Raw genomic sequence first — 26,670 nt, forward strand, 5'->3', positions numbered from 1 at the left:
CCCGTCGGCCGGTTAAAACCTTATACAATCCACGGTTTTTAGCCCTTCACGATTCGAGGAGTCTCCGTGAGCACCTTGCCCGCCTGCCCCAAATGCCATTCCGAATACACCTATGAAGACGGTACCCAACTGGTCTGCCCGGAATGCGCCCACGAGTGGTCCGCCGACGCCAGCGGCGAAACGCCGGCCGCCGAAGGCGACAAGGTGATCAAGGACTCCGTCGGCAACGTCCTGCAGGACGGCGACACCGTGACGGTGATCAAGGACCTCAAGGTCAAAGGCTCGTCCCTGGTAGTGAAGGTCGGCACCAAGGTGAAGGGCATCCGCCTGTGCGACGGCGACCATGACATCGATTGCAAGATCGACGGCATCGGCGCGATGAAGCTCAAGTCGGAATTCGTGCGCAAGGTCTAGGCACCCCGCGCCGGATCGCCCGGCGCGGGCCTCGGTCCGACGTCCCACTCGCCTCCCCCTTCGCCCATTCGCCGCCGCCGACCCTGCCACAGGGCGGACGGCGGCAACTCCTGCCCCTTCGGCCCGGTCCACTGACAGTCAGCCACCGTCCGAGAACCGTCATGCCCGAAGGTCCCAGCATCGCCATCATGCGCGAGGACGCCGCGAAGTTCGCCGGCCAGACCATCCAGCGCGTCGAAGGCAACAGCAAGATCGACCAGAACCGCCTGCTCGGCCAGACCGTGGTGGCGGTCCGCAGTTGGGGCAAGCATTTCCTCATCGAACTGCCGGACTTCTCGGTGCGCGTGCACCTGCTGCTGTTCGGCAGCTATCGCATCGACGAACGCAAGGACAGCCCGCCGCGCCTGAGCCTGGGCTTCGCCAATGGCGAACTGAACCTCTATGCCTGTTCGGTGACGATCATCGATGAGCCGCTGGCACTGCACTACGACTGGTCGGAAGACACCCTGTCCGATGAATGGGACGCGGCGGCGGCGCGGCGCAAGCTGCGCGCCATGCCGGAGACCCTGGTCTGCGATGCCCTGCTGGACCAGAAGGTATTCGCCGGGGCCGGCAACATCTTCAAGAACGAGGTGCTGTTCCGCATCCGCGTGCACCCGCTCTCCCCGCTCGGCGCCCTCCCCGCGGCCAAACTGCGCGAGCTGGTGGAGCAGACCCGGCAATACGCCTTCGACTTCCTCGCCTGGAAGAAAGCGTTCGAGTTGAAGAAACACTGGCAAGCCCACCGCCAGCGCACCTGCCCGCGCTGCGCCATTCCCCTGAGCAAGGCCAAGCTGGGCAAGACCCAGCGGCAGAGTTACTTCTGCGAGCGCTGCCAGAAGCGCTACGGCACGGACAAGGACACCGCCGGGCAATAGCGCCGCGCTTCATAGGCGCGCCTGGCGGTGACGGTTCACCCAAGCAGCGGATGATTTGTCGCCTCGCCGACCCTCATCTTTCAGGCCCGCTCGCCGGACTCGCTGAAACCAATACGACCAATCGCGCCAGGGCGGTTCGGGCCCGCACATCCATTGCGCGACGACGCGAATCGGTCACCTTCGATCCTTGAGAAAAGGTTCACAGGAGCTGGACGGATTCATTGATAAAGTGCGCGCCGGTCAAGTGGCGAGACGCTTATCGAAAGCGTCCTGCCGCAAGCACCTCCTCACTCTCATCGAACAAAGCCGTAAATGGCGGGACTCATCAAGGACGATCATGGCTGGTTTCAGAATACCGGGCCCGCTTGGCAGGCAAACGCTGACCTGCCCTACCGACACCTTCATCGGGCGGAATGCCTTCAAGCCAGGCGTACTCAACGGAGATGTCAGGCCCGAACAGTACGGATTGCAGAACGGCCAACTGCGACTATTCGGCCGGAGCGAAACCATATCCTTCTCCTTCCAGATATCCAGCGGGACACTGACCGTCGTATCCCGGTACGATTGCCGCACTCTGCGCGCCACCAGCGGACGCCCAGAGTCATGCATGAACAAGGCTGAAGTACTTTGCCAAATGCTCAAGAGCACCGGGCCGTTACCGGTCGGTAAATATTTCATCAAGCCCCATGAGCTATCGGCACAGGGCACATTGTTCAGCACCGTCAGAACCATTTATCGATGGGCTGACTGGGGATCGTTCCGAGTCCGCTTGCACCCTGAGCCAGAGACGATGACTTACGGCCGGGATAATTTCTTCCTGCATGGCGGGATATATCCAGGCTCAGCCGGTTGCATAGATATCGGTGGCGGGCTCAGTGGCGATCGAAACACCCGGTACGTGGTCGATACAATTCGACGCGCCATTGGAATCATCGAAGTGGAAGTACTGCCATGAACAATCCTCTTTTCTATGCGTGCTCCTACGTTATATTTTCTGTAGTTGCATTCTCTGCGGGACGCTTGGCGTTCGATGATGCCGATTACGGCATCATCTGTGCTTTTACCTGCGGACTAATATTTTCAGTCATTTGGAATCCAACAATAATAGGTATTATCGCAAGCGAAATAATTTACTCCATCGCATTCAACCTGGACATGCACCGGCACTGGTATTGGTTAAGTGAGCCAAAGTCCGAAGAAATGGGCGACCTGACATTGATTGCCGGCCTGGGTATTATTCTGCCGCTGATCATAAGTTGGATCGGATTTGGATTTTGGAAAGCGTTCCGCAAATCGAGTAAAAGCCGATAAATGCTCCTTCGAAGAAGGCAAGCCCTGACAACAGCAATTGTATATGCCGTCGGCTATAGTGCTTTCTCGATAGACGTCTACTCCCTATTTCGCCTATTCATCGGCAACCCTGAGCATGCGGACTTGGCTGAATTTTTATTCAGCTGGTTATTCTCGCTTTTCTGGAAGCCCACCTTAATGAGAATGGTGCTGAGCGCGGTCCTGTTCTCCCTCGCCTTCAGCGTCGACCAGCACCACAAGTGGTACTGGATAAGTAATATAAATTCAGATGAAGTCGATTGGATGTTCTATGTAGCGGGCTTCGGCTCCATCCTGCCGCTGTTACTCACTTGGATAGGCCATCGAATCTGGACTGCGGCCGCTTATTGCTTCAGGAAATTCCGCAAGACAAATTGACCGGACACCTGGCTCTGGACCCGGACTCGACATCTCGGCCGAAATCCAGTTTATCAATGCCCTGTCCTGCTCATTTCCAGAGTCGGCACCTGTGCGCAGACATCGATCTGCGCAATCCAGCCAACTTCTGCTGGAACAGTGGCGCGGTCCTGAACACCCATGTTGCCCTGCCCGCGCCAACCGCATGCGATATGGTGCCTGCCCGCGTTATCTATATCGGGAGCAACTCCCGATACATCAGCGAATGCGTTTCGCCCCAGGCCTCGAAGGTTTCCAGCGTTTGCCAGCGGCGTTTCCCGTAGTAGTCCGCCCGATCGCGCGTATGCAGATAAATCAGCCGGTGCCCCTGAGCCGCAGCGTCCCGGCAGATGCCTTCGATCAGCCGTTCGGCCAGCCCCTGGCCTCTGCATTCCGGGCGCACAAACACGCAGGCCAGCCAGGGGCCCAGGTCGGGGCGTTGCGCCAAATCGTCGAGGGCCAGGCTGGCGCTGCCGAGCAGGCGCCCGTCCTCGAGGGCGATGAGGCTGCGCCACGCTCTCGACCGCTGTCCGGCGGAAAACTCCCCCTGCCAGTCGGCAAGTGGCTGGTCGGCGAACTCGTAGGGGAATTGGGTGTGGATCCAACGCGCTAATTCAGCGCTGTGCTGCATATGCTGCTCGAGCCAATCGAGAGTAACCATAACGTCGCCACGGCTGGCGCCAGGGGGCCCGTCACTATCATAAGATCTACTTAGTTCACGATGCCCGATCGATTGGAACGTTCTAAAGTAATCAATCGAGGGACTACCGATATTAAATAACGTCTGGAGTAATGCAAACCTCCATCGATTCATTCAAGAAGACAAAAGGCCGCGACTGCAAAATGGTGAACCCCCCTGTTCTGCTTCGTTATAAGCCTTAACGCCTGGGCAACCGAGGACGGATTGACTTCAAAACTGCACCCTTGGATCTTTCAAGATATTCGAACTGCGGCCACGCAGTTCGGTATAGAGAGCACGTAATAAGGAAGACTGTCGGTCCGGCTCTATGGGTGAGATATCCGTAGGGTGGATGACGCTCTTTTCATCCGCCGATATGGCGTGGCGGTGGATGGGTGAAGCGACATCCACCCTACGATTCCGTCCGGCTCCGCGGATGGGATATCCGTGGGTGGATGACGCTCTTTTCATCCACCGATAGGACGTGGCGGTGGATGGGTGAAGCGGCATCCACCCTACGATTCCGTCCGGCTCCGCGGATGGGATATCCGTGGGTGGATGACGCTCTTTTCATCCACCGACAGAACGTGGCGGTGGATGGTGAAGCGCCATCCACCTACGGGGTGCGAGCGGCGGGGTGGGCCGGCGGTCGGCGTTCAACGATTGCTGGGAAACGCGAACTGCGCGGCTTCGTGGCTGGCGCGCTGGGGCCAGCGCTGGGTGATCGCTTTGCGGCGGGTGTAGAAGCGTACGCCGTCCGGGCCGTAGGCGTGCAGGTCGCCGAACAGCGAGCGTTTCCAGCCGCCGAAGCTGTGGTAGGCCACCGGCACCGGCAGCGGCACGTTGATGCCGACCATCCCCACTTCGATCTCGTCGCAGAACAGCCGGGCCGCTTCGCCGTCGCGGGTAAAGAGGCAGGTACCGTTGCCGTATTCGTGGGCGTTGATCAGCGACATCGCCTCTTCGAGGCTGCCGACGCGGACGATGCACAGCACCGGGCCGAAGATTTCGTCGGTGTAGATGCGCATGTCCGGGGTCACCCGGTCGAACAGGCAGCCGCCGAGGAAGAAGCCGCCCTCGTGACCGGGGACCTGCAGCCCGCGGCCGTCCACCACCAGGTCGGCGCCGGCGCGCACGCCCTCGTCGACGTAGCCGCTGACCTTGTCGCGGTGCGCGCCGGTGACCAGCGGCCCCATGTCCAGGCCGCAGGCGGTGCCGGCGCCGATCTTCAAGGCCTGGATCTGCGGGACGAGTTTTTCCACCAGCGCATCGGCGATCGCATCGCCCACGCACACCGCCACCGAGATGGCCATGCAGCGCTCGCCGCAGGAGCCGTAGGCGGCGCCCATCAGGGCGCTGACGGCGTTGTCCAGGTCGGCGTCGGGCATCAGCACCGCGTGGTTCTTCGCGCCGCCCAGGGCCTGCACGCGTTTGCCGCGCCTGGCGCCCTCGCTGTAGATGTACTCGGCGATGGGCGTTGAGCCGACGAAGCTGATGGCCTTGACCTCCGGCGCCTCCAGCAGCGCGTCCACGGCTTCCTTGTCGCCATGCACGACGTTGAGCACGCCCTTGGGCAGGCCGGCCCGATGCAGCAGTTCGGCGATGAACAGAGTGGAGCTGGGGTCGCGCTCCGACGGCTTGAGGATGAAGCAGTTGCCGCAGGCGATGGCCAGCGGGTACATCCACAGCGGGACCATCGCCGGGAAGTTGAACGGGGTGATCCCGGCCACCACGCCCAGGGGCTGGAAGTCGCTCCAGGCGTCGATGTTCGGTCCGGCGTTGCGGCTGTACTCGCCCTTGAGGATTTCCGGGGCGGCGCAGGCGTACTCGACGTTCTCGATGCCGCGCTTGAGTTCGCCGGCGGCGTCCTCGAGGGTCTTGCCGTGTTCCTGGCTGATCAACTCGGCGATCTCCGCCTCGTGCTCTTCGAGCAGGTGCTTGAAGCGGAACATCACCTGGGCGCGCTTGGCCGCCGGGGTGTTGCGCCAGGCCGGGAACGCCGCCTGGGCCGAATCGATGGCCGATCGCACGGTGGCGCGGTCAGCCAGCCCGACGCAGCGGATCGCCTCGCCGGTGGAAGGGTTGTAGACCTCGGCGCTGCGGCCGGCGACGACCCGTTCGCCGTCGATCAGGTGCGGGATGGTGCTCATATCAATCTCCGTTTAACGAATCGGTACGGTGGAGGACGCGCTTATCGGACGAAGCATCGTCGGGTGGCGGATGGAAAAAGCGGCATCCGCCCTACGGGTCAACACGACTTCGGCGAATGAATCCCCGTAGGGCGGATGACGCTCCTTTCATCCGCCATGGGCTATCTAGCAGCAGAGGGGCATATCTAACCCGCCTCGGCGTGCATCCTCCTGAGTTCGGTCTCGATGAAGACGACCTCTTGCTCGCCGGCGTTGATCAGGTTGTGCTCGACGCCGGCCTTGCGGAAGTAGGACTGGCCGGCGACCAGGCTCGCCGGTTTTTCGCGTCGGCGGTTTCCAGGCACAGCGCGCCGTCGGTCAGGGCATCACCCCATGGTCGTGGCCGTGACGAGGCCAGCCGGCCTGCACACCGGGGACGAAGTCCAGGTCGTCGTTATCGGCTTGCCCATGGGCCACGACGGCCGTCCGCGTGGCCATTTCAATCCACCCGGCCGAGGGTTTCGCCGACGGCGTCGAACAGGCGGTCCAGCTCGTCCGGCCTGGCGTTGAAGGTCGGCCCGAACTGCAGGGTGTCGCCGCCGAAGCGCACGTAGAAACCGGCCTTCCACAGGGCGATGCCGGCCTCGGTGGGGCGCACGATGGCGTCGCCGTCGCGGGGCGCGAGCTGGATGGCGCCGGCCAGGCCGCAGTTGCGGATGTCCACCACGTGGCGGCTGCCCTTGAGGCCGTGCAAGGCGCGCTGGAAGTGCGGCGCCAGCTCGGCCGCCCGTTGCACCAGGTTTTCCCGCTCCAGCAACTCCAGCGCGGCGAGGCCGGCGGCGCAGGCGACGGGATGCGCCGAATAGGTGTAGCCATGGGCGAACTCGACGGCGTAGTCCGGCGTCGCCTGGTTCATGAAGGTCTGGTAGATCTCGCGGCTGGCGACCACCGCGCCGAGGGGCACGGCGCCGTTGGTGACCTGCTTGGCGATGTTCATGATGTCCGGGGTGACGCCGAAGTACTCGGCGCCGGTGTAGGCCCCCATGCGGCCGAAGGCGGTGATGACTTCGTCGAAGATCAGCAGGATGTGGTGCTGGTCGCAGATTTCCCGTAGGCGCTGCAGGTAGCCCTTGGGTGGCACGATCACCCCGCCGGAGCCGGACATCGGCTCGACGATCACCGCGGCGATGTTGGAGGCGTCGTGCAGCTCGATCAGTTTGAGCAACTCGTTGGCCAGTTCGACGCCGCCGGTCTCGGCCATGCCCTGGGTGAAGGCCATGCCCGGTTGCAGGGTGTGGGGCAGGTGATCCACGTCCATCAGTTGGCCGTAGAGCTTGCGGTTGCCGTTGATGCCGCCGAGGCTGGTGCCGGCGACGTTGACCCCGTGATAGGCGCGGGCACGGCCGATCAGCTTGGTCTTGCTGGCCTGGCCTTTCAGGCGCCAGTAGGCGCGGGCCATTTTTACCGCGGTGTCGGCGCACTCGGAGCCGGAACCGGTGAAGAACACATGGTCGAGCGACCCGGGCAGCAGGTCGGCGATCTTTTCCGCCAGGCGGAAGGACAGCGGATGGCCGTACTGGAAGCCCGGCGAATAATCCAGGGTGCCCAGTTGGCGCGCCACCGCCTCCTGGATTTCCTTGCGGCTGTGGCCGGCGCCGCAGGTCCAGAGGCCGGACAGGCTGTCGTAGATCTTGCGGCCCTGGTCGTCGGTCAGCCAGCTGCCTTCGGCGGCCACGACGATCCGTGGATCGCGTTGGAAGGCGCGGTTGGCGGTGAAGGGCATCCAGTGGGCGTCGAGCTTGAGCGATGCGCCCTGCGGCGGCGTGGCGGTTTGCGGCATGTTCATGGAAGACCTCGCGGCATGGTGAGGAAAGCGAAGCGACGCCCGGCACCGGGGCTCCGCCAGTTGCCGCCAAGGTGACACGGGCTTAGAGTCGCTAAAATCCGATTTTTCCGATCCTTGGTTTAGCGAGCACTAAACAATGAATTTGCGTCGCGCCGACGTTCTCGCCCAGGTCAGCGACTTCGACGTCCGCCTGTTGCGGCTCTTCCGCAGCGTGGTGGAGTGCGGCGGCTTCTCCGCCGCCGAGGGACCCCTGGGCATCGGCCGCTCGGCGATCAGCCAGCAGATGAGCGACCTCGAACAGCGCCTCGGCCTGCGCCTGTGCCAGCGCGGCCGCGCCGGCTTCGCCCTGACCGAGGAAGGCCGCGAGGTGTACCAGGCGGCGTTGCGGGTGCTGGGGGCGCTGGAGACTTTCCGCACCGAGGTCAACGGCCTGCACCGCCACCTGCGCGGCGAGCTGAACATCGGCCTCACGGACAACCTGGTGACGGTGCCGCACATGCGCATCACCCACGCCCTGGCACGGCTGAAGGAACAGGGCCCGGAGGTGCGCATCCAGATCCGCATGACCCCGCCCGGCGAAGTGGAGCAGGGCGTGCTCGACGGCCGCCTGCACGTCGGCGTGGTGCCCCAGGCGGCGGCCCTGGCCGGGCTGGAATACCAGCCGCTTTACGACGAGCGCTCGCTGCTCTACTGCGCGGTCGGCCACCCCCTGTTCTACGCCGACGACGCCAGCCTGGACGACGCGCGGCTGAACGCCCAGGCCGCCATCGCGCCGACCTTCCGCCTGCCCGCCGACGCCCAGGCCCAGTACCAGGCGCTGAGGTGCGACGCCAGCGCCTCGGACCGCGAAGGCATGGCGTTCCTGATCCTCACCGGGCGCTACATCGGCTACCTGCCGGACCATTACGCCCGGCAATGGGTGCAGCAGGGGCGTTTGCGCGCGCTGAAGCCGGCGACGCGCTTCTACGACCTCAGCCTGGCCTCGGTGACCCGCAAGGGGCGCCGCCCGCACCTGGTGCTGGAAAGCTTCCTCGACGCCCTGGCCGCCACCGCCTGAGTGCCACCCGATGGCGCACCGGAAACGCGGTCGCCACGCCTTGGTGCAGCGCCGCCGCGGCGGCGGTCCGGCCCGCTCCCTGCCGCGCGGGCGCCGGGCGAACCTGTTCGGCTGGACAGCTTTTTGCAATGGGCTGGCATCCGTCCGACGCCGCCCTGGGCGTCGCCCCTTGCCGAGGCTCCCATGCACGCCGAATCCGTCACCCCCTCCGAATTGATCTACGGCCTGGAAGACCGCCCCGCCGCCCTCCCGGCCCTGCTCGCCGCGCTGCAACACGTGCTCGCCAGTTTCGTCGGGGTCATCACCCCGCCCCTGGTGATCGGCGGCGTGCTCGGCCTGGGCGCGCACCTGCCGTACCTGATCAGCATGGCGCTGATGGTGTCCGGCGTCGGCACCTTCATCCAGGCGCGCCGGCCGCTGGGCATCGGCGCCGGGATGATCTGCCTGCAGGGCACCAGCTTCGCCTTCCTCGGCGCGGTGCTGTCCGCCGGTTTCCTGGTGAAGAGCCGCGGCGGCAGCGCCGAAGAGATCCTGGCGATGATCTTCGGCGTGTGCTTCTTCGGCGCCTTCGTCCAAGTCCTGCTGAGCCGCTGCATCGGGCGCCTGCAGCGGACCATCACGCCGCTGGTCACCGGCATCGTGATCACCCTGATCGGCATCAGCCTGATCAAGGTCGGCATCACCGACCTGGGCGGCGGCTTCGGCGCCGCGGACTTCGGCGCACCGGGCAACCTGGCGCTGGGTGCCCTGGTGCTGGTCACGATCATCCTGCTGAGCCGCTCCGCCAACCCCTGGGTGCGCCTCTCGGCGATCATCGGCGGACTGGCCCTGGGCAGCCTGGCCGCCTGGCTCGGCGGCACGCTGGTACCCCAGCCGCTGCCCGACCTGCCGCTGGTCAGCCTGCCGACGCCATTCCGCTTCGGTTTCGCCTTCGACTGGAGCGCCTTCCTGCCGGTGGCGCTGATCTACCTGATCAGCACCCTGGAAACCGTGGGCGACCTGACCGCCAACTGCCTGCTCTCGCGCCAGCCCATCGCCGGCCCCGGCTATCTGACGCGGCTCAAGGGCGGCGTGCTCGGCGACGGCGTCAGTTGCCTGCTGGCGGCCACCTTCAGCGCCTTCCCCAACACCACCTTCGCGCAGAACAACGGGGTGATCCAGATGACCGGGGTGGCCAGCCGCCACGTCGGCCTGTACATCGGCGCCCTGCTCTTCCTGCTCGGGCTGTTCCCCTCGCTGGGCGCGCTGCTGCAGCAGATACCCAAGCCGGTGCTGGGCGGCGCCACCCTGGTGATGTTCGGCAGCGTCGCCGCCGCCGGCATCCGCATCCTCGCCCAGACCCGCCTGGACCGGCGCAACATGCTGATCGTCGCCGCGTCCTTCGGCGTCGGCCTGGGCATCGCGGCGCAGCCGACGCTGTTGCAGCACCTGCCCAAGCTGGTGCAGAACCTGTTCGATTCGGCGATCACCTGCGGCGGCCTCACCGCCCTCCTGCTCAACCTGGCGCTGCCGGACGAAAAGCCCGCCGAGGCCATCCGGACCGCGGGAGACGAAGCTATTCTCTGAACCGGCTGCACCACCCGGCGCGACGCTCGAGCCGGCAGCGCTTTTCGGCGTGCCGCGCTTGTTTCGCGTGCGGCGCTGGGGTATCTGTGCAACCGCTCCGTCCCATCGATCCGGAACCGCCTCCATGACTCTCGACGTACCCGCGCACCGTGCCGCCGGCAAACCCGCCGGGCGCATTCGGCAGAAAAACGAAGAAGCGATCATCGCCGCCGCCGAGGACGAATTCGCCCGCCACGGGTTCAAAGGCACCAGCATGAACACCATCGCGCAGAAGGTCGGGCTGCCGAAGGCCAACCTGCACTACTACTTCAGCAACAAGCTGGGGCTGTACGTCGCGGTGCTGAGCAACATCCTCGAGCTCTGGGACGGCACCTTCAACGCGCTGAGCGTGGACGACGACCCGGCCGAGGCGCTGAGCCGCTACATCCGCGCGAAGATGGAGTTTTCCCGGCGCAACCCGCAGGCCTCGCGGATTTTCGCCATGGAAGTGATCAGCGGCGGCGAACACCTGAGCGCGCATTTCAGCCAGGACTACCGCGCCTGGTTCAGCGGACGGGCGCAGGTCTTCGAAGGCTGGATCGCCGCCGGCAAGATGGACCCGGTGGACCCGGTGAACCTGATCTTTCTGCTCTGGGGCAGCACCCAGCACTACGCCGACTTCGCCACCCAGATCTGCCGGGTCACCGGTCGCGCCAAGCTCACCCGCCAGGACTTCGAGGCCGCCAGCGACAACCTGATCCGCATCATCCTCAAGGGCTGCGGATTGACCCCGCCCGCCTGACCACGCCGCGCCTGGCGGGCGCGGGGCCGCCGGTCGCGAAGGCCCGCCAGGCCGCGGCGCTCCCCGCCAGGCCGCAGCCAACCGTCGCGAAGCCGGGCACAATCGCCGTCCGCCCCGCTGGAATTCGCCCATGCCTTTCACCCTGGCCGCGCCCTGCGAATACCGCGAAGAGATTCGCAAGAGCCGTTTCCTCGCCCTCGCCGCCCCCTTGAACGCCGAGGCCGAAGCCCAGGCGTTCATCGCCGCTCGCCGCGACGCCACCGCCTCCCACAACTGCTGGGCCTGGCGCTTCGGCGAGCAGTACCGTTTCAGCGACGATGGCGAACCCGGCGGCACCGCCGGCCGACCGATCCTCGCCGCGCTCGACGGGCAGGGGTGCGACCGGGTGGTGCTGCTGGTGATTCGCTGGTACGGCGGTATTCCGTTGGGCACCGGCGGCCTGGCGCGGGCCTATGGCGGCAGCGCGGCCAAATGCCTGCAAGGCGGCGAGCGCCTGGCGCTGCTGCCCCGGGTGCGGGCAGGCTGCCGTTGCGGCTTTTCCGAATGGCCGCTGTTGCAATCCCGCCTGGTGGAGTTCGCCGCCCTGGTCGAGGGCGAAACCTATGGCGCCGAGGGCGTGGACCTGGTACTGGCAGTGCCGGAGGCGCAGCTCATCCCCCTGGACCGCTGGCTGGGCGACATCAGCCGGGGCCGCTCGCGCCTGCGCCTGCTCTGAGCGCGGCCGCGCCCGGATCGCGAGCGCCCTTGCATCGATCCCCGAGGACGCGCAAGTCGTGTATCCCGCGCGCGGAAAAAACTGCCCACACATTCTGTGCACAGTTTTGTGGATAAGGCCGGGATAGGCTGCTGCGCCCTGCATGCGGCGGGGCCTCGCGCGGATTGCGCGGATTTTCGCCAAACGCACTCGGCTGCGCGCTTTTGCCACAGCTAACCACCTGATCCATCGATATTTTCTACGTCGGACGCGCGCGCCCCGGGCAAGCGCCACGGAACGCCTGGCGCGCGTCTCGCTTGTCCACGAAAGACGGGGACAAGCCTGTGGATAAGCCTGGGACGAATGTACCGGAAGCAGATCGGGCGGGCTTTTCCGGACACTGGACGAATCTTCGCCAACCCCTGCACCGAAGTAGCCGGACGCGCACCAGCAACGGGCAACCAGCCCGCCATTCCGAGCCGCGCTTGGACGCCAGCCCGCGACGCCGGGCTTTCTGACCTCCTGGCCAGTTTTTTGCTACGCCCTGGCATCCGTCGCCTTCCGAGATACGCACATGGCCCCGCCCCCTCCCCCGCGCCTGGAGTTGCGCGCGATCAGCAAGCGTTACCCCGGTTGCCTGGCCAACGATCGCATTGACCTGTGCATCCAGCCCGGCGAGCTGCATGCGCTGCTCGGCGAGAACGGTGCCGGCAAGAGCACGCTGATGAAGATCATCTACGGGGTGGTCGCCGCCGACGAGGGCGAGCTGCTGTGGAACGGCGTACCGATCCGGGTGCGCGACCCGGCCCAGGCGCGCGCCCTCGGCATCGGCATGGTGTTCCAGCATTTCTCGCTGTTCGAGACGCTCACCGTGGCGGAGAACATCGCCCTGGCCCTGGGTCGGGCCGCCGGGACCCCGCGCCAGTTGGAGCCGCGCATCCGCGAGGTCGCGCGACGCTACGGAATGGAGCTGGAGCCGCAGCGCCTGGTGCACGGGCTGTCCATCGGCGAGCGCCAGCGGGTGGAAATCCTCCGCTGCCTGATGCAGGACATCCGCCTGCTGATCCTCGACGAACCGACCTCGGTGCTGACGCCCCAGGAAGCCGAGGACCTGTTCGCCACCCTGCGCCGGCTGGCCGCCGAAGGCTGCAGCATCCTGTTCATCAGCCATAAGCTCGGCGAGGTCCGCGCCCTTTGCCAGCAGGCCACGGTACTGCGTGGCGGCCGGGTATCCGGGCACTGCGTGCCGGCCGCCTGCAGCGACCTGGAACTGGCGCGGCTGATGGTCGGCGACGCCGAGGGTTTGCAGGCGCGCTACCCGCAGGCCAGCGGCGGCGCCGCGTTCCTCGGCCTGGAGCGGCTGGACTGGCCCAACCCCGACCCCTTCGGCATGTCGTTGCGGGAAGTCTCCCTGGAAGTGCGCAGCGGCGAGATCGTCGGCATCGCCGGGGTCGCCGGCAACGGCCAGGACGAATTGCTCGCGTTGCTCTCCGGCGAATGCCGCCTGCGCGGCCGCGCGGCCGAGGCGATCCGTTTCGCCGGGCGAACGGTCGGGCACCTGCGGCCGGACGCCCGGCGGCGCCTGGGGCTGGCCTTCGTCCCCGCCGAACGGCTCGGCCACGGCGCGGTGCCGGAATTGAGCCTGGGCGACAACGCCCTGCTCACCGGCTTCCAACAGGGGCTGCTGAACCGCGGGCTGATCCGCCAAGGCCAGGTACGGGCCTTCGCCGAGGCGATCATCCAGCGCTTCGCGGTGAGACCCGCGGATACCGCGGCGGAGGCCCGCAGCCTGTCGGGCGGCAACCTGCAGAAATTCATCCTCGGCCGGGAAATCCTCCAGCAGCCGAAGCTGCTGGTCGCCGCTCATCCGACCTGGGGCGTCGACGTCGGTGCCGCGGCGGCGATCCACCAGGCGCTGATCGCCCTGCGCGACGCCGGCGCGGCGATCCTGGTCCTGTCCGAGGACCTGGATGAACTGCTGCAGATCAGCGACCGCCTCGGCGCGCTCTGCGGCGGACGCCTGTCGGCGCTCAAGCCGCGCGCCGAGGTGAGCGCCCAGGAGGTCGGCCGCTGGATGGCCGGCCAGTTCGACGCCTCCCAAGCCGCCTGACGTGAGTTCCTATGCCCGCGACCCGGAACCGCGCGCCCGTCCTTCGCACGCCCTGTCGGGGTCGCCTCCGTTGCCGGCCGGGTTCGCTCTCCGACCCGACAGCGTTCCGCGACGGAGCATCCGGCCCGCCCGATTCATCCAAGCCGCCTGACGTGAGTCTCCTATGCCCCTGATCCTGGAACCGCGCGCCTGCCCTTCGCGTGCCCTGTTGGTGTCGTCCCCGTTGCTGGCAGGGCTGCTCACCCTGCTCGGCGGCGCGCTGCTGTTCGCCGTGCTCGGTCACCCGCCGCTGGCCACCCTGCATACGCTGCTGATCGCGCCGGTCTCGGACCTCTACGGGCTCTCCGAGCTGCTGGTCAAGGCGCTGCCGATCCTGCTCTGCGCGCTGGGCCTGGCGGTGGCCTACCGGGCGCGTATCTGGAACATCGGCGCGGAGGGCCAGTTGCTGCTCGGCGCCCTCGCCGGCAGCGCGGTGGCGCTCCAACTCATCGCCTGGGAAAGCCGCGCCGCGCTGGCCCTGGTGCTGGCCGCCGGCACCCTCGCCGGGGCCGCCTGGGCGGGCCTGGCGGCCTGGTTGCGCACGCGCTTCAACGCCAACGAAATCCTCACCACCATCATGCTCAACTACATCGCCCTGAACCTGCTGCTGTTCTGCGTCCACGGCCCGCTGAAGGACCCCGCTGGCTTCAATTTCCCCGAATCGGCGATGTTCGGCGACGCCAGCCGCCTGCCGGCGCTGTTCGAGGACGGCCGGGTGCACCTCGGGCTGTACTTCGCCCTGCTGGCGCTGGTGGCGGTGTGGGTGCTGCTGCAAAAGAGCTTCCTCGGCTTCCAGATCAAGGTGCTCGGCCTCGACCGCCGCGCTGCCGGCTTCGCCGGGTTCCGCGAGAAGCGCCTGGTCTGGCTGACCCTGGCGATCAGCGGCGGGTTGGCCGGGTTGGCCGGGGTCGGCGAGGTCAGCGGCCCCATCGGCCAACTGGTCCCGCAGGTGTCGCCGGGCTACGGCTATGCGGCGATCACCGTGGCCTTCCTCGGCCGCCTCAATCCCGTCGGCATCCTCTTCGCCAGCCTGTTGATGGCGCTGCTCTACCTGGGCGGGGAGAACGCGCAGATGGCCGCCAACCTGCCCCAGGCGATCACCCAGTTGTTCCAGGGCATGATGCTGTTCTTCCTGCTCGCCTGCGACGTGCTGATCCTCTACCGGCCGCGCCTGCGCACTTGGCGCCGCCGGGTCCCGGTGGCGCGCGCCCAGGCCGCGACCCCATGAAGCGCCCTACCCGTTCCCCCATCGCGCGCCCCGCGCCGGCCGAGGCCTGATCCATGGATATCGATTCCCTGTCCCCCCTGCTCTACGCCATGGTGCGCACTGGCACGCCGCTGCTGCTGGTGGCCCTGGGCGAACTGGTGTGCGAGAAGAGCGGCGTGCTCAACCTCGGCCAGGAAGGCATGATGCTGTTCGGCGCGGCGATCGGCTTCATCGTCGCCTTCTCCAGCGGCAGCCTCTGGCTCGGCGTGCTCTTCGCCTGCCTCGCCGGCATACTCCTGGCCGCGCTGTTCGCCCTGGTGGCGCTCGGCCTCAACGCCAACCAGGTGGCCTGCGGGCTGGCCCTGACGATCTTCGGCGTCGGCCTGTCGACGTTCGTCGGCGCGGGCTGGGTCGGCAAGCCCCTGGCGGGCTTCGAGCCCCTCGCCGTGCCGGGCCTGAGTCGCCTCCCGCTGCTCGGGCACATGCTGTTCACCCAGGATGTGCTGGTCTACCTGTCCTTCGCCCTGTTCGCGCTGGTCGCCGGGTGCCTGCTGAAAAGCCGGGTCGGCCTGATCCTCCAGGCCGTCGGCGAAAATCCCGACGCCGCCAGTGCCCTCGGCCTGCCGGTGCGCGGGGTGCGCCTGCTGGCGGTGTTGTTCGGCGGCGCCATGGCCGGCCTGGCGGGCGCCTACCTGTCGCTGGCCTACACCCCCATGTGGGCGGAGAACATGACCGCCGGGCGCGGCTGGATCGCCTTGGCGCTGGTGGTATTCGCCAGTTGGCGGGTGTTCCGCGTGCTGCTCGGCGCCTGGCTGTTCGGCCTGGCCAGCATCCTCCATCTGGTGGCCCAGGGCGTCGGCCTGGCGATCCCGGCCAACCTGCTGGCGATGCTGCCCTACGTGGCCACCATCCTGGTACTGGTGCTGCTCTCCCGCGACGCCCTCAAGACCCGCCTCTATGCGCCGGCATCCCTGGGCGAGCCCTGGAAGGCGGGGAGGTAAGGTGTTTTTTCGCGGCTGAAATCGCTCCCACGGGTGGGCTGGGGGACGGTTGTTCTTCCAGCTCTTGGGGATGTTTTCGCGGCTGAAGCCGCTCCCACGAGCGGGGATATTTCTGTCGTGGGAGCGGCTTCAGCCGCGAAGAGGGACTCTACGACCACACCGCATCCCACCCGGGATAGTCGCCAATCCGCCTTACCAGCCCTGCCCGCAGTGGATTGGCCAGCACATAGCGGGCGACGTCGCGCAGGTCCTCGTCTCGCCGCAACGCGCGGTCATGGTAGCCGTCCTGCCAGACCGCGCCACGCAGACCCAGGTGTTGGTCGATCCGCCGGGCGCTACGCCCCTCGAGCAGGCGCATCAGCTCGTCCAGCCCGAGGGCTCGCGCCCGTACCAAGCCATGCAGGTGATCCGGCATCACCACCCAGGCCAGCGACGCCACTTGCTCGCCTTCATGCAAGGCGCGCATCTCTCCGACCAGCAGCCGCGCGGCGGTGTACTGGGTGAAAAAGGGTTCACGGCGCGCGGTGCGAGTGGTCAGCAAATAGCAGCGGCCAGGTTCCGAATGACGACCTTTGCGTAGATCCCGCGAGTACGCGGGGATCGAGACAGGCATTCCATTGCCCTCCAGATGAGTCGACAAGCATCGTGGCTGAAGCCACGCCCACCCGCATAGCCTCCCTTCGACCACCGCACCCTGGGAGCGGCTTCAGCCGCGAAAAACACCCTCATCCACGTCGATCAGCAACACAGCCGCACCATCGCGTCCCACTCCCTCACTCCTCCCCTCGCAAATGTGCGTGGTGCCTCACCGGCAACGCCTGCGCCACGCCCCAGGCGATCTCCGCGAGGAGGAAGGGCAGCAGCACCAGGCTGGCGCCCTGGCTCAAGGCATAGGCCTGCCAGAGCGCGAACAGGCCGCGCCCGGCCGCGTCATAACGGCCGTAGCGCCGCTGCGGGTCGCGGATCCGCAACACCGACCAGACGCAGACGATGGAACCCATCAGGTTGGCCATCAGCACCTGCACCGGACCGAAGTCGCCGAGTTCGCCGGGCAGGTCCAGTGCGCGGGCGATGCCCTGCAATGCGCCGTGCAGCAGCGCGAAGGTCCAGGGGGTGGAGAAGGCGACGGTGACGATCAGGTCGTATCCCGCGCTGGCGCGAACCAGGCGTCGGTAGTGCCGCGGGTTCCACATGGCGAATCCTCTAAGGTGGGGGAAGCGCGCAGGCTAAAGCCTGGAGTAAGCTCCAGGGTCAAGCCCTCCGGAGAGTCTCCATGCGTATCGGTGAATTGGCGCGAATCGCCTCGGTCAGTTGCGACAGCCTGCGTTTCTACGAACGCCTGGGGCTGATCGCGTCGCGTCGCGCGGCCAACGGTTATCGCGACTACCCGGCGGCGGCCGCACAGCGGGTGCTGTACATCAAGACCGCGCAGCGCCTGGGTTTCAGCCTGGCCGAGGTGGGTGCCAACCTCGCCGGCGTCGAGCGCGCCGCCGACCCGGACACCGCCGTGCGGCTGCTGCTCGGCGACAAGCTGGCGCGGGTCGACCAGCAGATCGAGGCGCTCCAGCACCTGCGCGAGGAACTGCGCGGGCGCCTGGGCAGCGACTGCCCGCTGCGGCGGGAGGATGCGCTGGCCTGAGCGCCCCGCCAGCGGATCGATGTCAGCGCCACGCAAGAACCCCAGGGGCATCCGCAAGGCCAGGACCGATCGCGCCTTCGGCGGACCTTGGGTTTTGCACCAGGGATACCGCGCTCGATGAAGCTTCGGCAAGAACCGCCTCGGCATGCTCATTCACAGCGCGAGAACCGCACGTCGACTCGTCTTCGCTCGCCCTCCGCTCGACGACCTCCAGACCGAATCGATGCCGGGAATCTCACCTTCGACGGGCCGACGCACCTCCGTCCAGGGCCGGGACACGCCCGCAACTGCCCGCCCTCGGGTTCTGCGCCAGAGAGGCTCGCTCGGTAAATCCTCGGCAAAACGCGCCTCGGCATGCTCATCACAGCGAGGGCCGTGCCTGATTTCTCCTCGCTCGACGCCCGGGACAGAACGCGGGTCGCGGGCGCCAGCGAACCCCAACCGACGCCTCCCCGACGGGGCTGACAAACGCCGGGGCACGGGTTATCGTCGCCCCCGCGCCCACCGGCGCCCCTGGATCAGCAGACAGGGCAACACTGAGCTGGCGAACCTGAACCCATCAGAGGAGCCGGCCCATGGCTGCCACCCGTATCTGGATCAAGAACCCCCTCGCCCTGTTCACCGCCAACCCGCGCGCCGCCGCGGGCGGGCTGGTGATCGAGGGCGGCCTCATCGTGCAACTGCTGGCCACCGGGGAAGCGCCCGCCACGCCCTGCCAGCAGGTCTTCGACGCCCGCGAGCACGTGGTGTTGCCAGGGCTGATCAACACCCACCACCACTTCTACCAGACCCTCACCCGCGCCTGGGCACCGGTGGTCAACCAGCCGCTGTTCCCCTGGCTGAAGAGGCTCTACCCGGTGTGGGCGCGGCTGACCCCGGAAAAGCTCGCGGTAGCCAGCACCGTGGCGCTCACCGAGCTACTGCTCTCCGGCTGCACCACCGCGGCGGATCACCACTACCTGTTCCCCGAGGGCCTGGAGGAGGCCATCGACGTGCAGGTCGAAGCGGTGCGGGCCCTGGGCATGCGCGCCCTGCTCACCCGCGGCTCGATGAGCCTCGGCGAACAGGATGGCGGACTGCCGCCGCAGCAGACCGTGCAGGACGGCCAAGTCATCCTCGACGACAGCCTGCGGCTGATCCGCCGCTACCACGAGCGCGGCGACGGCGCGCGCATCCAGATCGCCCTGGCGCCCTGCTCTCCGTTTTCGGTGACCAGCGAGATCATGAGGGCCAGCGCCGCCCTGGCCGAGGCCGAGGACGTGCGCCTGCACACCCACCTGGCCGAGACGCTGGACGAAGAGGATTTCTGCCGGCAGCGCTTCGGCCTGCGCACCGTGGATTACCTGGACAGCGTCGGCTGGCTCGGCCCGCGCACCTGGCTGGCCCACGGCATCCACTTCGACGCCCGGGAGATCGCCCGCCTCGGCGCCGCCGGCACCGGCGTCTGCCACTGCCCCAGTTCGAACATGCGCCTGGCCTCGGGGATCTGTCCGACCCTGGAGCTGGAAGCGGCCGGCGCGCCGATCGGCCTGGGAGTCGACGGTTCGGCCTCCAACGACGCCTCGAACCTGATCCTCGAAGCCAGGCAGGCGCTGTACCTGCAACGCCTGCGCTACGGCGCCGAACGCATCACCCCTGAACTGGCCCTGGGTTGGGCCACCCGTGGCTCGGCCCGGCTGCTCGGGCGCCACGACATCGGCGAGCTGGCGGTGGGCAAACAGGCCGACCTGGCCTTGTTCAAGCTCGACGAACTGCGCTTCTCCGGCAGCCACGACCCGTTGTCCGCCTTGCTGCTGTGCGGCGCCGACCGGGCCGACCGGGTGATGGTCGGCGGCCACTGGCGCGTGATCGACGGCCAGGTCGAAGGCCTCGACCTCCCAGCCCTGATCGCCCACCACCGCGAAGCGGCCAAGACCCTCCTGACCCCACACCCGTAGGGTGGATGACGCTTTCCTCATCCACCGCGCAGACACACGCGGCGATCACCCTCACTGCCCCAGGACGCTCTGCCTGGTGGATGGGTGAAGCTCATCCACCCTACGCACACCCCACACCCGTAGGGTGGATGACGCTTTCCTCATCCACCGAGATGATTCAGCCCTAGCCCAAAGCCCATTCACTGGGCCAGCCCGCCCGGAGGTTAGGTGAGCCACGACCTCACAACCCGATCAGGCTCAGCATGATGAAGGTGGCGAAGAGGACGAAGTGGGTCATGCCTTCGATGGCATTGGTCTGGCCGTCGTTGAGGTTGATCGCGGCGACCACCAGGGTGATCGCCACCATCACCGTCTGCACCGGGGTCATGGCCATCTGGAAGGGCTGGCCGGTGTAGAGGGCCAGGGCTTCCATCACCGGGACCGTGAGGATCACCGTGGACAGCGAGGCGCCCATGGCGATGTTGACCACCGACTGCATGCGGTTGGCCAAGGCGGCGCGCAGGGCGGTGAGGATTTCCGGGGCCGCGGAGATCGCCGCCACCAGCAGCGCGGCGAGGATCGGCGGGGCGCCGCTGCCGCGCAGGCCGATCCCCAGCGCCTTGGCCATAACTTCGGCAAGGGCGCCGATCAGCGCCACCCCCACCACCAGCCAGAGAATCGATTGCCGCGCGCTGCCGGCGACGTCCGGCACACCCTCGCGGGGGCGTTTCTTCTGCGGGTAGCTGTAGCTGAAGAAGTAGCTGTGGGGGCCGGTCTGCATGCGCAGGAACAGCGCGTAGAGGGTAAGCATCGCGCCGATGGTGAACAGCGAATAGACATGCCATTTGCCGGCGGGGATGAACTCCGGCACCACCATGGAAATGCCCATGGCGGTCATGATCATCACCCCGTAGGACTTCGCCGAGTCGTCGTTGTAGGCCTGCTCGCCGTACTTCAACCCGCCCATCAGCGCGGCCAGACCGAGGATACCGTTGATGTCGAGCATCACCGCCGCGTAGATGGTGTCGCGCGCCAGGGTCGGCGAGGGCTCGTGGCTCATCACGATGCCCAGCACCACCACCTCCACCAGCACCGCCGAGAGCGTGAGGATCATGGTGCCGTAGGGGTCGCCGACCTTTTCCGCGAGCACTTCGGCGTGGTGCGCCACCCGCAGCGAGGCGCAGACGATCGCCGCGATCAGCGCCAGCGCCGCCGAGAGCGCCACCACCCGGCCGTTGTCGAGCAGCGCCGGTTCGACGGCATAGGCGAGCACCGTGGCGCAGCCGGCGAGGAGGAGAAAACCTTCGTCTTTCAAGAAGCTGAGCATGCGCTGCCGATCCCTTTCTTCGCTGCGCCCCGGTTCGCACCAGTTGGAGGCGGGCCGCGGCGGATGCGCACCAGGCGCGAGCCGCCGATCGAGCCCGCCGGCCGCGCGAAGCGCGCGCCAGGGCTATTTGTCCAGTTGGTCAATTTTTTGCAATCGCCCTTGCGCCTCTCGACACCGGCAACCTTCCACAGGAGTCCCACCCCTCATGCACAAGCCTTCCCCTTTCCGCCTGCTGCGCGGCCTGGTGGCCGCCCTTGGCCTCGGCGGCAGCCTCGCCGCCTTCGCCGCCGATCCGCTCAAGGTCGGCTTCGTCTACGTCGGGCCGGTCGGCGACCATGGCTGGACCTACCAGCACGAGCAGGGCCGCCAGGCGATCCAGGCGCAGCTCGGCGACAGGATCGAAACCCACTTCGTCGAGAACGTCGCCGAGGGCGCCGACGCCGAGCGGGTCATCCGCAACATGGCCAAGGGAGGTTACGACCTGATCTTCACCACCTCGTTCGGTTATATGAACCCGACGCTGAAAGTCGCCAAACAGTTCCCCAAGGTGGCCTTCGAGCACGCCACCGGCTACAAGCAGGACAAGAACCTCGGCACCTACCTGGCGCGCTCCTACGAGGGCCGCTACGTCGGCGGGTTCCTCGCGGCGAAGATGACCAAGAGCCGCAAGGTCGGCTATGTCGCCTCCTTCCCGATCCCCGAGGTGATCCGCGACATCAACGCCATCCAGCTGGCCCTGGACGCCTACAACCCCGGCACCGAGATCAAGGTGGTCTGGGTCAACTCCTGGTTCGACCCGGGCAAGGAGGCCGACGCCGCCAACGCGCTGATCGACCAGGGCGCCGACGTGATCTTCCAGCACACCGACAGCCCCGCGCCGATCCAGGCGGCCGAGCGACGCGGCGTCTACTCCGTGGGCTACGCCTCGGACATGGCGCACTTCGGGCCGAAGGCGGTGCTCACCTCGATCGTCAACAACTGGGCGCCGCACTACCTGCAAAGCACCCAGGCGGTCCTCGACGGCACCTGGAAGCCCCAGGACTTCTGGGGCGGGCTGAGCGACGGCACCATCGAGCTGCCGATCAGCGACCTGGTGCCGGCCGAGGTCAAGGGCGAGGCGGAAGCGCTGATCGCACGGATCAAGTCCGGCGAATTCCACCCCTTCACCGGCCCGATCAAGGACCAGAGCGGAACGCTGCGCATCGCCGAGGGCGTTACCGCGAGCAACGCCGACCTGGCGGGGATGAACTACTACGTGCAGGGCATCCAGGCCCAGTTGCCGCAGTAGGCGGCGAAACGATCGCACTACGCCGCAATCGCGGCCGGGCGGCGGCGCCCTTCCCGTGCCGCCCCGCCCGCCTTTCACCACCGGCACGGGAAGGCCCGTGCCCGCCGTTCAGGAGCCCGCATGAACGCACTGCCGATCATCGACATCAGCCCGCTGTACCGGCCCGACGCCAGCGCCTGGGCGCGCGTCGCCGAACGGATCGACGCGGCCTGCCGCGACTGGGGTTTCTTCTACATCGAAGGCCATCCGATTCCCGCCGCGCGCCTCGACGCGCTGCTTGACGCGGCGCGCCGCTTCTTCGCCCTGCCGCTGGACGAAAAGCTGCGGATCGACATCACCCGCACCCGCCACCATCGCGGCTACGGCGCCATCGCCACCGAGCAGCTCGATCCCGGGCTGCCCAGCGACCTCAAGGAAACCTTCGACATGGGCCTGGACCTGCCGGCGTCGCACCCCGAGGTGCTCGCCGGCAAACCCCTGCGCGGCACCAATCGCCATCCGCAACTGGACGGCTGGCGCGCCTTGCTCGACGCCCACTACGCCGACCTGCAAGCCCTGGCGCAAACCCTGCTGCGCGCCATGACGCCGGCCCTGGGCGTCGAGCGGGACTTCTTCGACCGGCGCTTCGAACAGCCGGCCAGCGTCTTCCGGATGATCCACTATCCGCCGCGGGCCAGCGCCAGCAGCGCCGACCAGCCGGGCGCCGGCGCGCACACCGACTACGGTTGCATCACCCTGCTCCAGCAGGACCAGGCCGGCGGCCTGCAGGTGCGCAGCCGCGACGGGCACTGGCTGGACGCCCCGCCGATCCCCGGCACCTACGTGGTCAACATCGGCGACATGCTGGCGCGTTGGAGCAACGACCGCTACACCTCGACCCCGCACCGGGTGATCAGCCCGCTGGGCATCGACCGCTACGCCCTGCCGTTCTTCGCCGAACCGCACCCGGACACCGAGATCGCCTGCCTGCCCGGGTGCGCCGATGCCGCCAACCCGCCGCGCTACCCGCCGACCACCTGCGCCGACTGGCTGCTGTCGCGCTTCGCCGCCACCTACGCCTATCGCCGCGAGCCAACGGCGCCCCGCTAGTCGGCTGGCCCGGCGCCGGGCCAGCCGACGCCGGGCGGGCGAGCGGTTAAACTGACGCCCATCGCCTGAGAGAGAACCGACCATGTACGACTGGCTCAACGCCTTGCCCAAGGCCGAACTGCACCTGCATCTGGAGGGCTCGTTGGAGCCCGAACTGCTGTTCGCCCTGGCCGAGCGCAACAAGATCGCCCTGCCCTGGAACGACGTCGAGGCCCTGCGCAAGGCCTACGCCTTCAACAACCTGCAGGAGTTCCTCGACCTCTACTACCAGGGCGCCGACGTGCTGCGCACCGAGCAGGACTTCTACGACCTGACCTGGGCGTACCTGGAGAAGTGCAAGGCGCAGAACGTGATCCATACCGAGCCCTTCTTCGACCCGCAGACCCACACCGACCGCGGCATCGCCTTCGAGGTGGCGCTCACCGGCATCGCCAGCGCCCTTAAGGACGGCCGCGCGCGGCTGGGCATCGGCAGCGGGCTGATCCTCAGCTTCCTGCGCCACCTGTCCGAGGACGCCGCGCAACGCACCCTGGACCAGGCGCTGCCGTTCCGTGACGCCTTCATCGCGGTGGGCCTGGACAGCTCCGAGGTCGGGCACCCGCCGAGCAAATTCCAGCGGGTGTTCGCCCGCGCCCGCGCCGAGGGCTTCGCCGCCGTCGCCCATGCCGGCGAGGAAGGCCCGCCGGCCTACATCTGGGAAGCCCTGGACCTGCTCCAGGTGTCGCGCATCGACCATGGCGTGCGCGCCTTCGAGGACGAACGGCTGATGGCGCGGCTGATCGACGAGCAGATCCCGCTGACCGTCTGCCCGCTGTCGAACACCAAGCTGTGCGTGTTCGAAGACATGAACCAGCACACCATCCTCGACATGCTCGAGCGCGGGGTGAAGGTCACGGTCAACTCCGACGACCCGGCCTACTTCGGCGGCTACGTCACCGAGAACTTCCAGGCCCTGCACGACAGCCTCGGGATGACCGAGGAGCAGGCCCGGCGCCTGGCACAGAACAGCCTCGACGCACGCCTGGTGCGCTGAGGCTCAGGCCGGGCGCTCGGCCCAGGGCGCACGCGCCAACAGCTCGGCGCAGCGCTGGCGGAGGAACGCCTGGAGCAGCCGCACCGGCTCGCTCAACTGGGCGCGATGGGCGCAGATCAGGTTCAGCGGCGCGGCCTCACCGCGCAGTTCCTCCAGCGCCAGTTCCAGGCGCCCGGCCGCCAGGTCGCCGGCCACGTCCAGCCAGGACTTGTAGCTCAGCCCGCGACCGGCCAGGGCCCAGCGGCGCACCACGTCGGCGTCGTCGCTGAGGCGGTCGCCGCTCACCTTCGCCTCCAGCAGTCGCCGGCCCGCGGTGAAGCGCCACTGGTCGTGGACCCGTCCGCCGAGCATGTACAGCAGGCAGTTGTGCCGCGCCAGGTCTTCCACCTGGCGCGGCTTGCCCTGACGGGCGAAATAGCCGGGCGCGGCGAACAGCACCCGGCGGTTGCCGGGGGCCACCGGCAGCGCCACCAGGCTGGAGTCTTCCGGCTCGCCATAGCGCAGGGCGATGTCCACCGGTGCGCGGAACAGGTCGGCGACATGGTCGCTGAGCAACAGCCGCAGGGTCAGGCCGGGGTGCTCGAGCTGGAAGTCGTCGAGCCAGGGCAGCAGCACGTTGCGACCGAAATCCGAGGGCGCCGCCAGTTGCAGCACCCCGCCGATCTCCGCGCGCGCGCCGTGCAACGCCTGGCGCCCTTCCTCCAGGCTGACCAGGGCGGCCCGGGCGTGCACGAGGAACTGCTCGCCCTCCGCGGTCAGCCGCAAGCTGCGGGTCGAGCGCACCAACAGGCGGGTCTGCAACTGCCGCTCCAGGCGTTTCAGCGCCGCGCTGGCCACCGCCGGCGAGCATTCCAGCAGGCGCGCGGCGGCGGACAGGCTGCCGCATTCGGCGGTGCGTACGAACAACTGAAGATCGTCCAGGCGCAGCATTATCAAAATTCCGTTGAAAGACTCTCGCTTTAGTAGCGGGTTTTTCTTCGTAGCGAAATAGCCGAGCATGGAGTCCGTCCCCAAGCGGCCTGCAAAGTCGCTTCGTCCAGTCGTCGAAGCGCGCTTCTCGCCCCTTCCCCTGCCTATCGGAGCACGCCATGAAAGCCATCGCCTACCGCCAGTCCTTGCCCACCGACGATCCTCAGTCCCTGCTGGACATCGACCTGCCCGAGCCCACGCCCGGCCCCCTCGACCTGCTGGTGGAGGTCCGCGCCATCTCGGTGAACCCGGTGGACACCAAGATCCGCCGCAACGTCCAGCCGGAGAACGGCGAGCCCAAGGTGCTCGGCTGGGACGTCGCCGGGGTGGTCAAGGCGGTGGGCGCCGAGGTAGACCTGTTCCAGGTCGGCGACGAAGTCTTCTATGCCGGCGCGATCGACCGGCCGGGGGCCAACAGCGAATTGCACGTGGTGGATCAGCGCGTGGTCGGGCATCGCCCGCGTTCGCTGGATTTCGCCCAGAGCGCGGCCCTGCCGCTGACCGCGATCACCGCCTGGGAGTTGCTCTTCGAACGCCTGGGCATCGCCGAAGGCCCGACGTCCAAGGGCCAGAGCCTGCTGATCGTCGGCGCGGCCGGCGGCGTCGGTTCGATCCTCACCCAGCTCGCCCGCCAACTCACCGGGTTGACGGTGATCGGCAGCGCGTCGCGCCCGGAGACCCAGGCCTGGGTGCGCGAGCTCGGCGCGCACCATGTGATCGACCACCGCCGCCCACTGCACGAAGAGCTCCAGCGCATCGGCGTCGGCTCGGTGACCCACGTCGCCAGCCTGACCCACACCGATCAGCACCTGGAGCAAATCGTCGAGGCACTGGCACCCCAGGGCAAGTTGGCGCTGATCGACGACCCGGCCACCCTCGACGTAAGCAAGCTCAAGCGCAAGAGCCTGTCGCTGCACTGGGAGCTCATGTACACCCGCTCGCTGTTCCAGACCCCCGACATGATCGAACAGCACCGGCTGCTGGAGCGCGTCGCCGAGCTGGTCGATAGCGGCGTGTTGCGCACCACCCTCGCCGAGCGCTTCGGGCGTATCGACGCGGCCAACCTGCGGCGCGCCCACGCCCTGCTGGAAAGCGGCACCGCGAAGGGCAAGATCGTCCTGGAAGGTTTCTAGGCCAGGGTCCGACGGCGAGCGGCGCCGTCCGGACGACGGGTCGCGGCGAATTGTGCCGGGCGGGTCTAGACTCTCGCCTTGACCCCGGAACCTCACGTTCGGGGCACCCGG

25 protein-coding genes and 1 pseudogene are annotated in these 26,670 nt (G+C 67.4%); 18 read left to right on the forward strand and 8 right to left on the reverse strand.

Annotation, left to right across the window (positions count from 1 at the left end; genetic code table 11):
• Positions 1-66: 66 nt before the first annotated feature.
• The 5 genes from OGL92_RS03560 to OGL92_RS03580 all read left to right on the forward strand — a co-directional run bounded on the left by OGL92_RS03560 (position 67) and on the right by OGL92_RS03580 (position 3,038).
• Positions 67-414: a zinc ribbon domain-containing protein YjdM gene (locus OGL92_RS03560; protein WP_263140549.1), complete on the forward strand. Its 348-nt coding sequence runs from the start codon at positions 67-69 to the stop codon at positions 412-414.
• A 161-nt stretch (positions 415-575) separates the two neighbouring features.
• Positions 576-1,331 (forward strand): DNA-formamidopyrimidine glycosylase family protein, encoded by a 756-nt coding sequence (locus OGL92_RS03565; protein ID WP_263140551.1) that lies wholly within the window; start codon positions 576-578, stop codon positions 1,329-1,331.
• A gap of 337 nt (positions 1,332-1,668) precedes the next feature.
• The gene (locus OGL92_RS03570) at positions 1,669-2,286 is read left to right on the forward strand and encodes a DUF2778 domain-containing protein (RefSeq protein ID WP_263140555.1); all 618 of its coding nucleotides are present in this window, start codon (positions 1,669-1,671) and stop codon (positions 2,284-2,286) included.
• A complete protein-coding gene (locus OGL92_RS03575) occupies positions 2,283-2,642 on the forward strand; it encodes a hypothetical protein (protein ID WP_263140559.1) in 360 nt (119 codons plus the stop codon). The genes OGL92_RS03570 and OGL92_RS03575 overlap by 4 nt, the downstream gene beginning before the upstream one ends.
• Positions 2,643-3,038, forward strand: coding sequence for a hypothetical protein (locus tag OGL92_RS03580; protein WP_263140562.1), 396 nt, complete (start codon positions 2,643-2,645; stop codon positions 3,036-3,038).
• Positions 3,039-3,249: 211 nt separating this feature from the next.
• On the opposite strand, the gene OGL92_RS03585 is transcribed toward OGL92_RS03580, so the two are convergent.
• The 4 genes and pseudogenes from OGL92_RS03585 to OGL92_RS03600 all read right to left on the reverse strand — a co-directional run bounded on the left by OGL92_RS03585 (position 3,250) and on the right by OGL92_RS03600 (position 7,710).
• Entirely contained in the window at positions 3,250-3,717 is a 468-nt protein-coding gene (locus OGL92_RS03585) for a GNAT family N-acetyltransferase (protein ID WP_263140564.1), read from the reverse strand.
• Between the two features lie 674 nt (positions 3,718-4,391).
• Positions 4,392-5,885 (reverse strand): CoA-acylating methylmalonate-semialdehyde dehydrogenase, encoded by a 1,494-nt coding sequence (locus tag OGL92_RS03590; RefSeq protein ID WP_263140566.1) that lies wholly within the window; start codon positions 5,883-5,885, stop codon positions 4,392-4,394.
• A 185-nt stretch (positions 5,886-6,070) separates the two neighbouring features.
• Positions 6,071-6,362 (reverse strand): annotated as a pseudogene (locus tag OGL92_RS03595) (cupin).
• 1 nt (position 6,363) lies between these two features.
• Complete coding sequence (locus OGL92_RS03600) at positions 6,364-7,710, reverse strand: aspartate aminotransferase family protein (RefSeq protein ID WP_263140567.1); 1,347 nt, start codon at positions 7,708-7,710, stop codon at positions 6,364-6,366.
• A 136-nt stretch (positions 7,711-7,846) separates the two neighbouring features.
• Between OGL92_RS03600 and OGL92_RS03605 the strand changes: the two genes are divergently transcribed.
• From OGL92_RS03605 to OGL92_RS03635, 7 genes are all read left to right on the forward strand, one after another.
• Positions 7,847-8,767 carry a LysR family transcriptional regulator gene (locus OGL92_RS03605; RefSeq protein WP_263140568.1) on the forward strand — a complete coding sequence of 307 codons (921 nt, stop codon included), beginning with the start codon at positions 7,847-7,849 and terminating at the stop codon, positions 8,765-8,767.
• 183 nt (positions 8,768-8,950) lie between these two features.
• Positions 8,951-10,333, forward strand: a complete 1,383-nt coding sequence (locus OGL92_RS03610) for a solute carrier family 23 protein (protein WP_263140570.1) — start codon at positions 8,951-8,953, stop codon at positions 10,331-10,333.
• Between the two features lie 124 nt (positions 10,334-10,457).
• Complete coding sequence (locus OGL92_RS03615) at positions 10,458-11,114, forward strand: TetR/AcrR family transcriptional regulator (protein WP_263140571.1); 657 nt, start codon at positions 10,458-10,460, stop codon at positions 11,112-11,114.
• 130 nt (positions 11,115-11,244) lie between these two features.
• Complete coding sequence (locus OGL92_RS03620) at positions 11,245-11,829, forward strand: YigZ family protein (RefSeq protein ID WP_263140572.1); 585 nt, start codon at positions 11,245-11,247, stop codon at positions 11,827-11,829.
• Positions 11,830-12,382: 553 nt separating this feature from the next.
• Positions 12,383-13,918 carry an ABC transporter ATP-binding protein gene (locus OGL92_RS03625; protein ID WP_263140573.1) on the forward strand — a complete coding sequence of 512 codons (1,536 nt, stop codon included), beginning with the start codon at positions 12,383-12,385 and terminating at the stop codon, positions 13,916-13,918.
• Between the two features lie 163 nt (positions 13,919-14,081).
• Positions 14,082-15,185: an ABC transporter permease gene (locus OGL92_RS03630; RefSeq protein ID WP_263140574.1), complete on the forward strand. Its 1,104-nt coding sequence runs from the start codon at positions 14,082-14,084 to the stop codon at positions 15,183-15,185.
• Positions 15,186-15,238: 53 nt separating this feature from the next.
• A complete protein-coding gene (locus OGL92_RS03635; RefSeq protein WP_263140575.1) occupies positions 15,239-16,165 on the forward strand; it encodes an ABC transporter permease in 927 nt (308 codons plus the stop codon).
• Positions 16,166-16,313: 148 nt separating this feature from the next.
• Here the strand turns inward: OGL92_RS03635 and OGL92_RS03640 are convergent, their stop codons facing one another.
• Together OGL92_RS03640 and OGL92_RS03645 are read right to left on the reverse strand one after the other, a co-directional pair.
• Positions 16,314-16,706, reverse strand: coding sequence for a transposase (locus OGL92_RS03640; protein ID WP_346659480.1), 393 nt, complete (start codon positions 16,704-16,706; stop codon positions 16,314-16,316).
• A gap of 232 nt (positions 16,707-16,938) precedes the next feature.
• Positions 16,939-17,358: a hypothetical protein gene (locus OGL92_RS03645; RefSeq protein ID WP_263140578.1), complete on the reverse strand. Its 420-nt coding sequence runs from the start codon at positions 17,356-17,358 to the stop codon at positions 16,939-16,941.
• 80 nt (positions 17,359-17,438) lie between these two features.
• Between OGL92_RS03645 and OGL92_RS03650 the strand changes: the two genes are divergently transcribed.
• Positions 17,439-17,804 carry a MerR family transcriptional regulator gene (locus tag OGL92_RS03650; protein ID WP_263140580.1) on the forward strand — a complete coding sequence of 122 codons (366 nt, stop codon included), beginning with the start codon at positions 17,439-17,441 and terminating at the stop codon, positions 17,802-17,804.
• 575 nt (positions 17,805-18,379) lie between these two features.
• Complete coding sequence (locus OGL92_RS03655; protein WP_263140585.1) at positions 18,380-19,741, forward strand: 8-oxoguanine deaminase; 1,362 nt, start codon at positions 18,380-18,382, stop codon at positions 19,739-19,741.
• Positions 19,742-19,961: 220 nt separating this feature from the next.
• On the opposite strand, the gene OGL92_RS03660 is transcribed toward OGL92_RS03655, so the two are convergent.
• Positions 19,962-21,047, reverse strand: a complete 1,086-nt coding sequence (locus tag OGL92_RS03660) for a calcium:proton antiporter (protein WP_263140588.1) — start codon at positions 21,045-21,047, stop codon at positions 19,962-19,964.
• Between the two features lie 205 nt (positions 21,048-21,252).
• Here OGL92_RS03660 and OGL92_RS03665 point away from each other — a divergent pair, with 205 nt between their 5' ends.
• The 3 genes from OGL92_RS03665 (at position 21,253) to OGL92_RS03675 (ending at position 24,457) form a co-directional block, all read left to right on the forward strand.
• Positions 21,253-22,335, forward strand: a complete 1,083-nt coding sequence (locus tag OGL92_RS03665) for a BMP family ABC transporter substrate-binding protein (RefSeq protein ID WP_263140590.1) — start codon at positions 21,253-21,255, stop codon at positions 22,333-22,335.
• 120 nt (positions 22,336-22,455) lie between these two features.
• Positions 22,456-23,424 (forward strand): 2-oxoglutarate and iron-dependent oxygenase domain-containing protein, encoded by a 969-nt coding sequence (locus OGL92_RS03670; protein WP_263140592.1) that lies wholly within the window; start codon positions 22,456-22,458, stop codon positions 23,422-23,424.
• Between the two features lie 82 nt (positions 23,425-23,506).
• Entirely contained in the window at positions 23,507-24,457 is a 951-nt protein-coding gene (locus tag OGL92_RS03675; RefSeq protein ID WP_263140594.1) for an adenosine deaminase, read from the forward strand.
• Positions 24,458-24,460: 3 nt separating this feature from the next.
• Here the strand turns inward: OGL92_RS03675 and OGL92_RS03680 are convergent, their stop codons facing one another.
• On the reverse strand, positions 24,461-25,387 hold the full coding sequence (locus OGL92_RS03680; protein ID WP_263140596.1) for a LysR family transcriptional regulator: 927 nt from the start codon (positions 25,385-25,387) through the stop codon (positions 24,461-24,463).
• A gap of 158 nt (positions 25,388-25,545) precedes the next feature.
• On the opposite strand from OGL92_RS03680, the gene OGL92_RS03685 reads away from it, so the two are divergent.
• On the forward strand, positions 25,546-26,559 hold the full coding sequence (locus tag OGL92_RS03685) for a zinc-binding alcohol dehydrogenase family protein (RefSeq protein ID WP_263140597.1): 1,014 nt from the start codon (positions 25,546-25,548) through the stop codon (positions 26,557-26,559).
• Positions 26,560-26,670: the final 111 nt, after the last annotated feature.

The organism is Pseudomonas sp. RIT-PI-AD (genome assembly GCF_025642785.1).
Taxonomy (GTDB): Bacteria; Pseudomonadota; Gammaproteobacteria; order Pseudomonadales; family Pseudomonadaceae; genus Pseudomonas_T.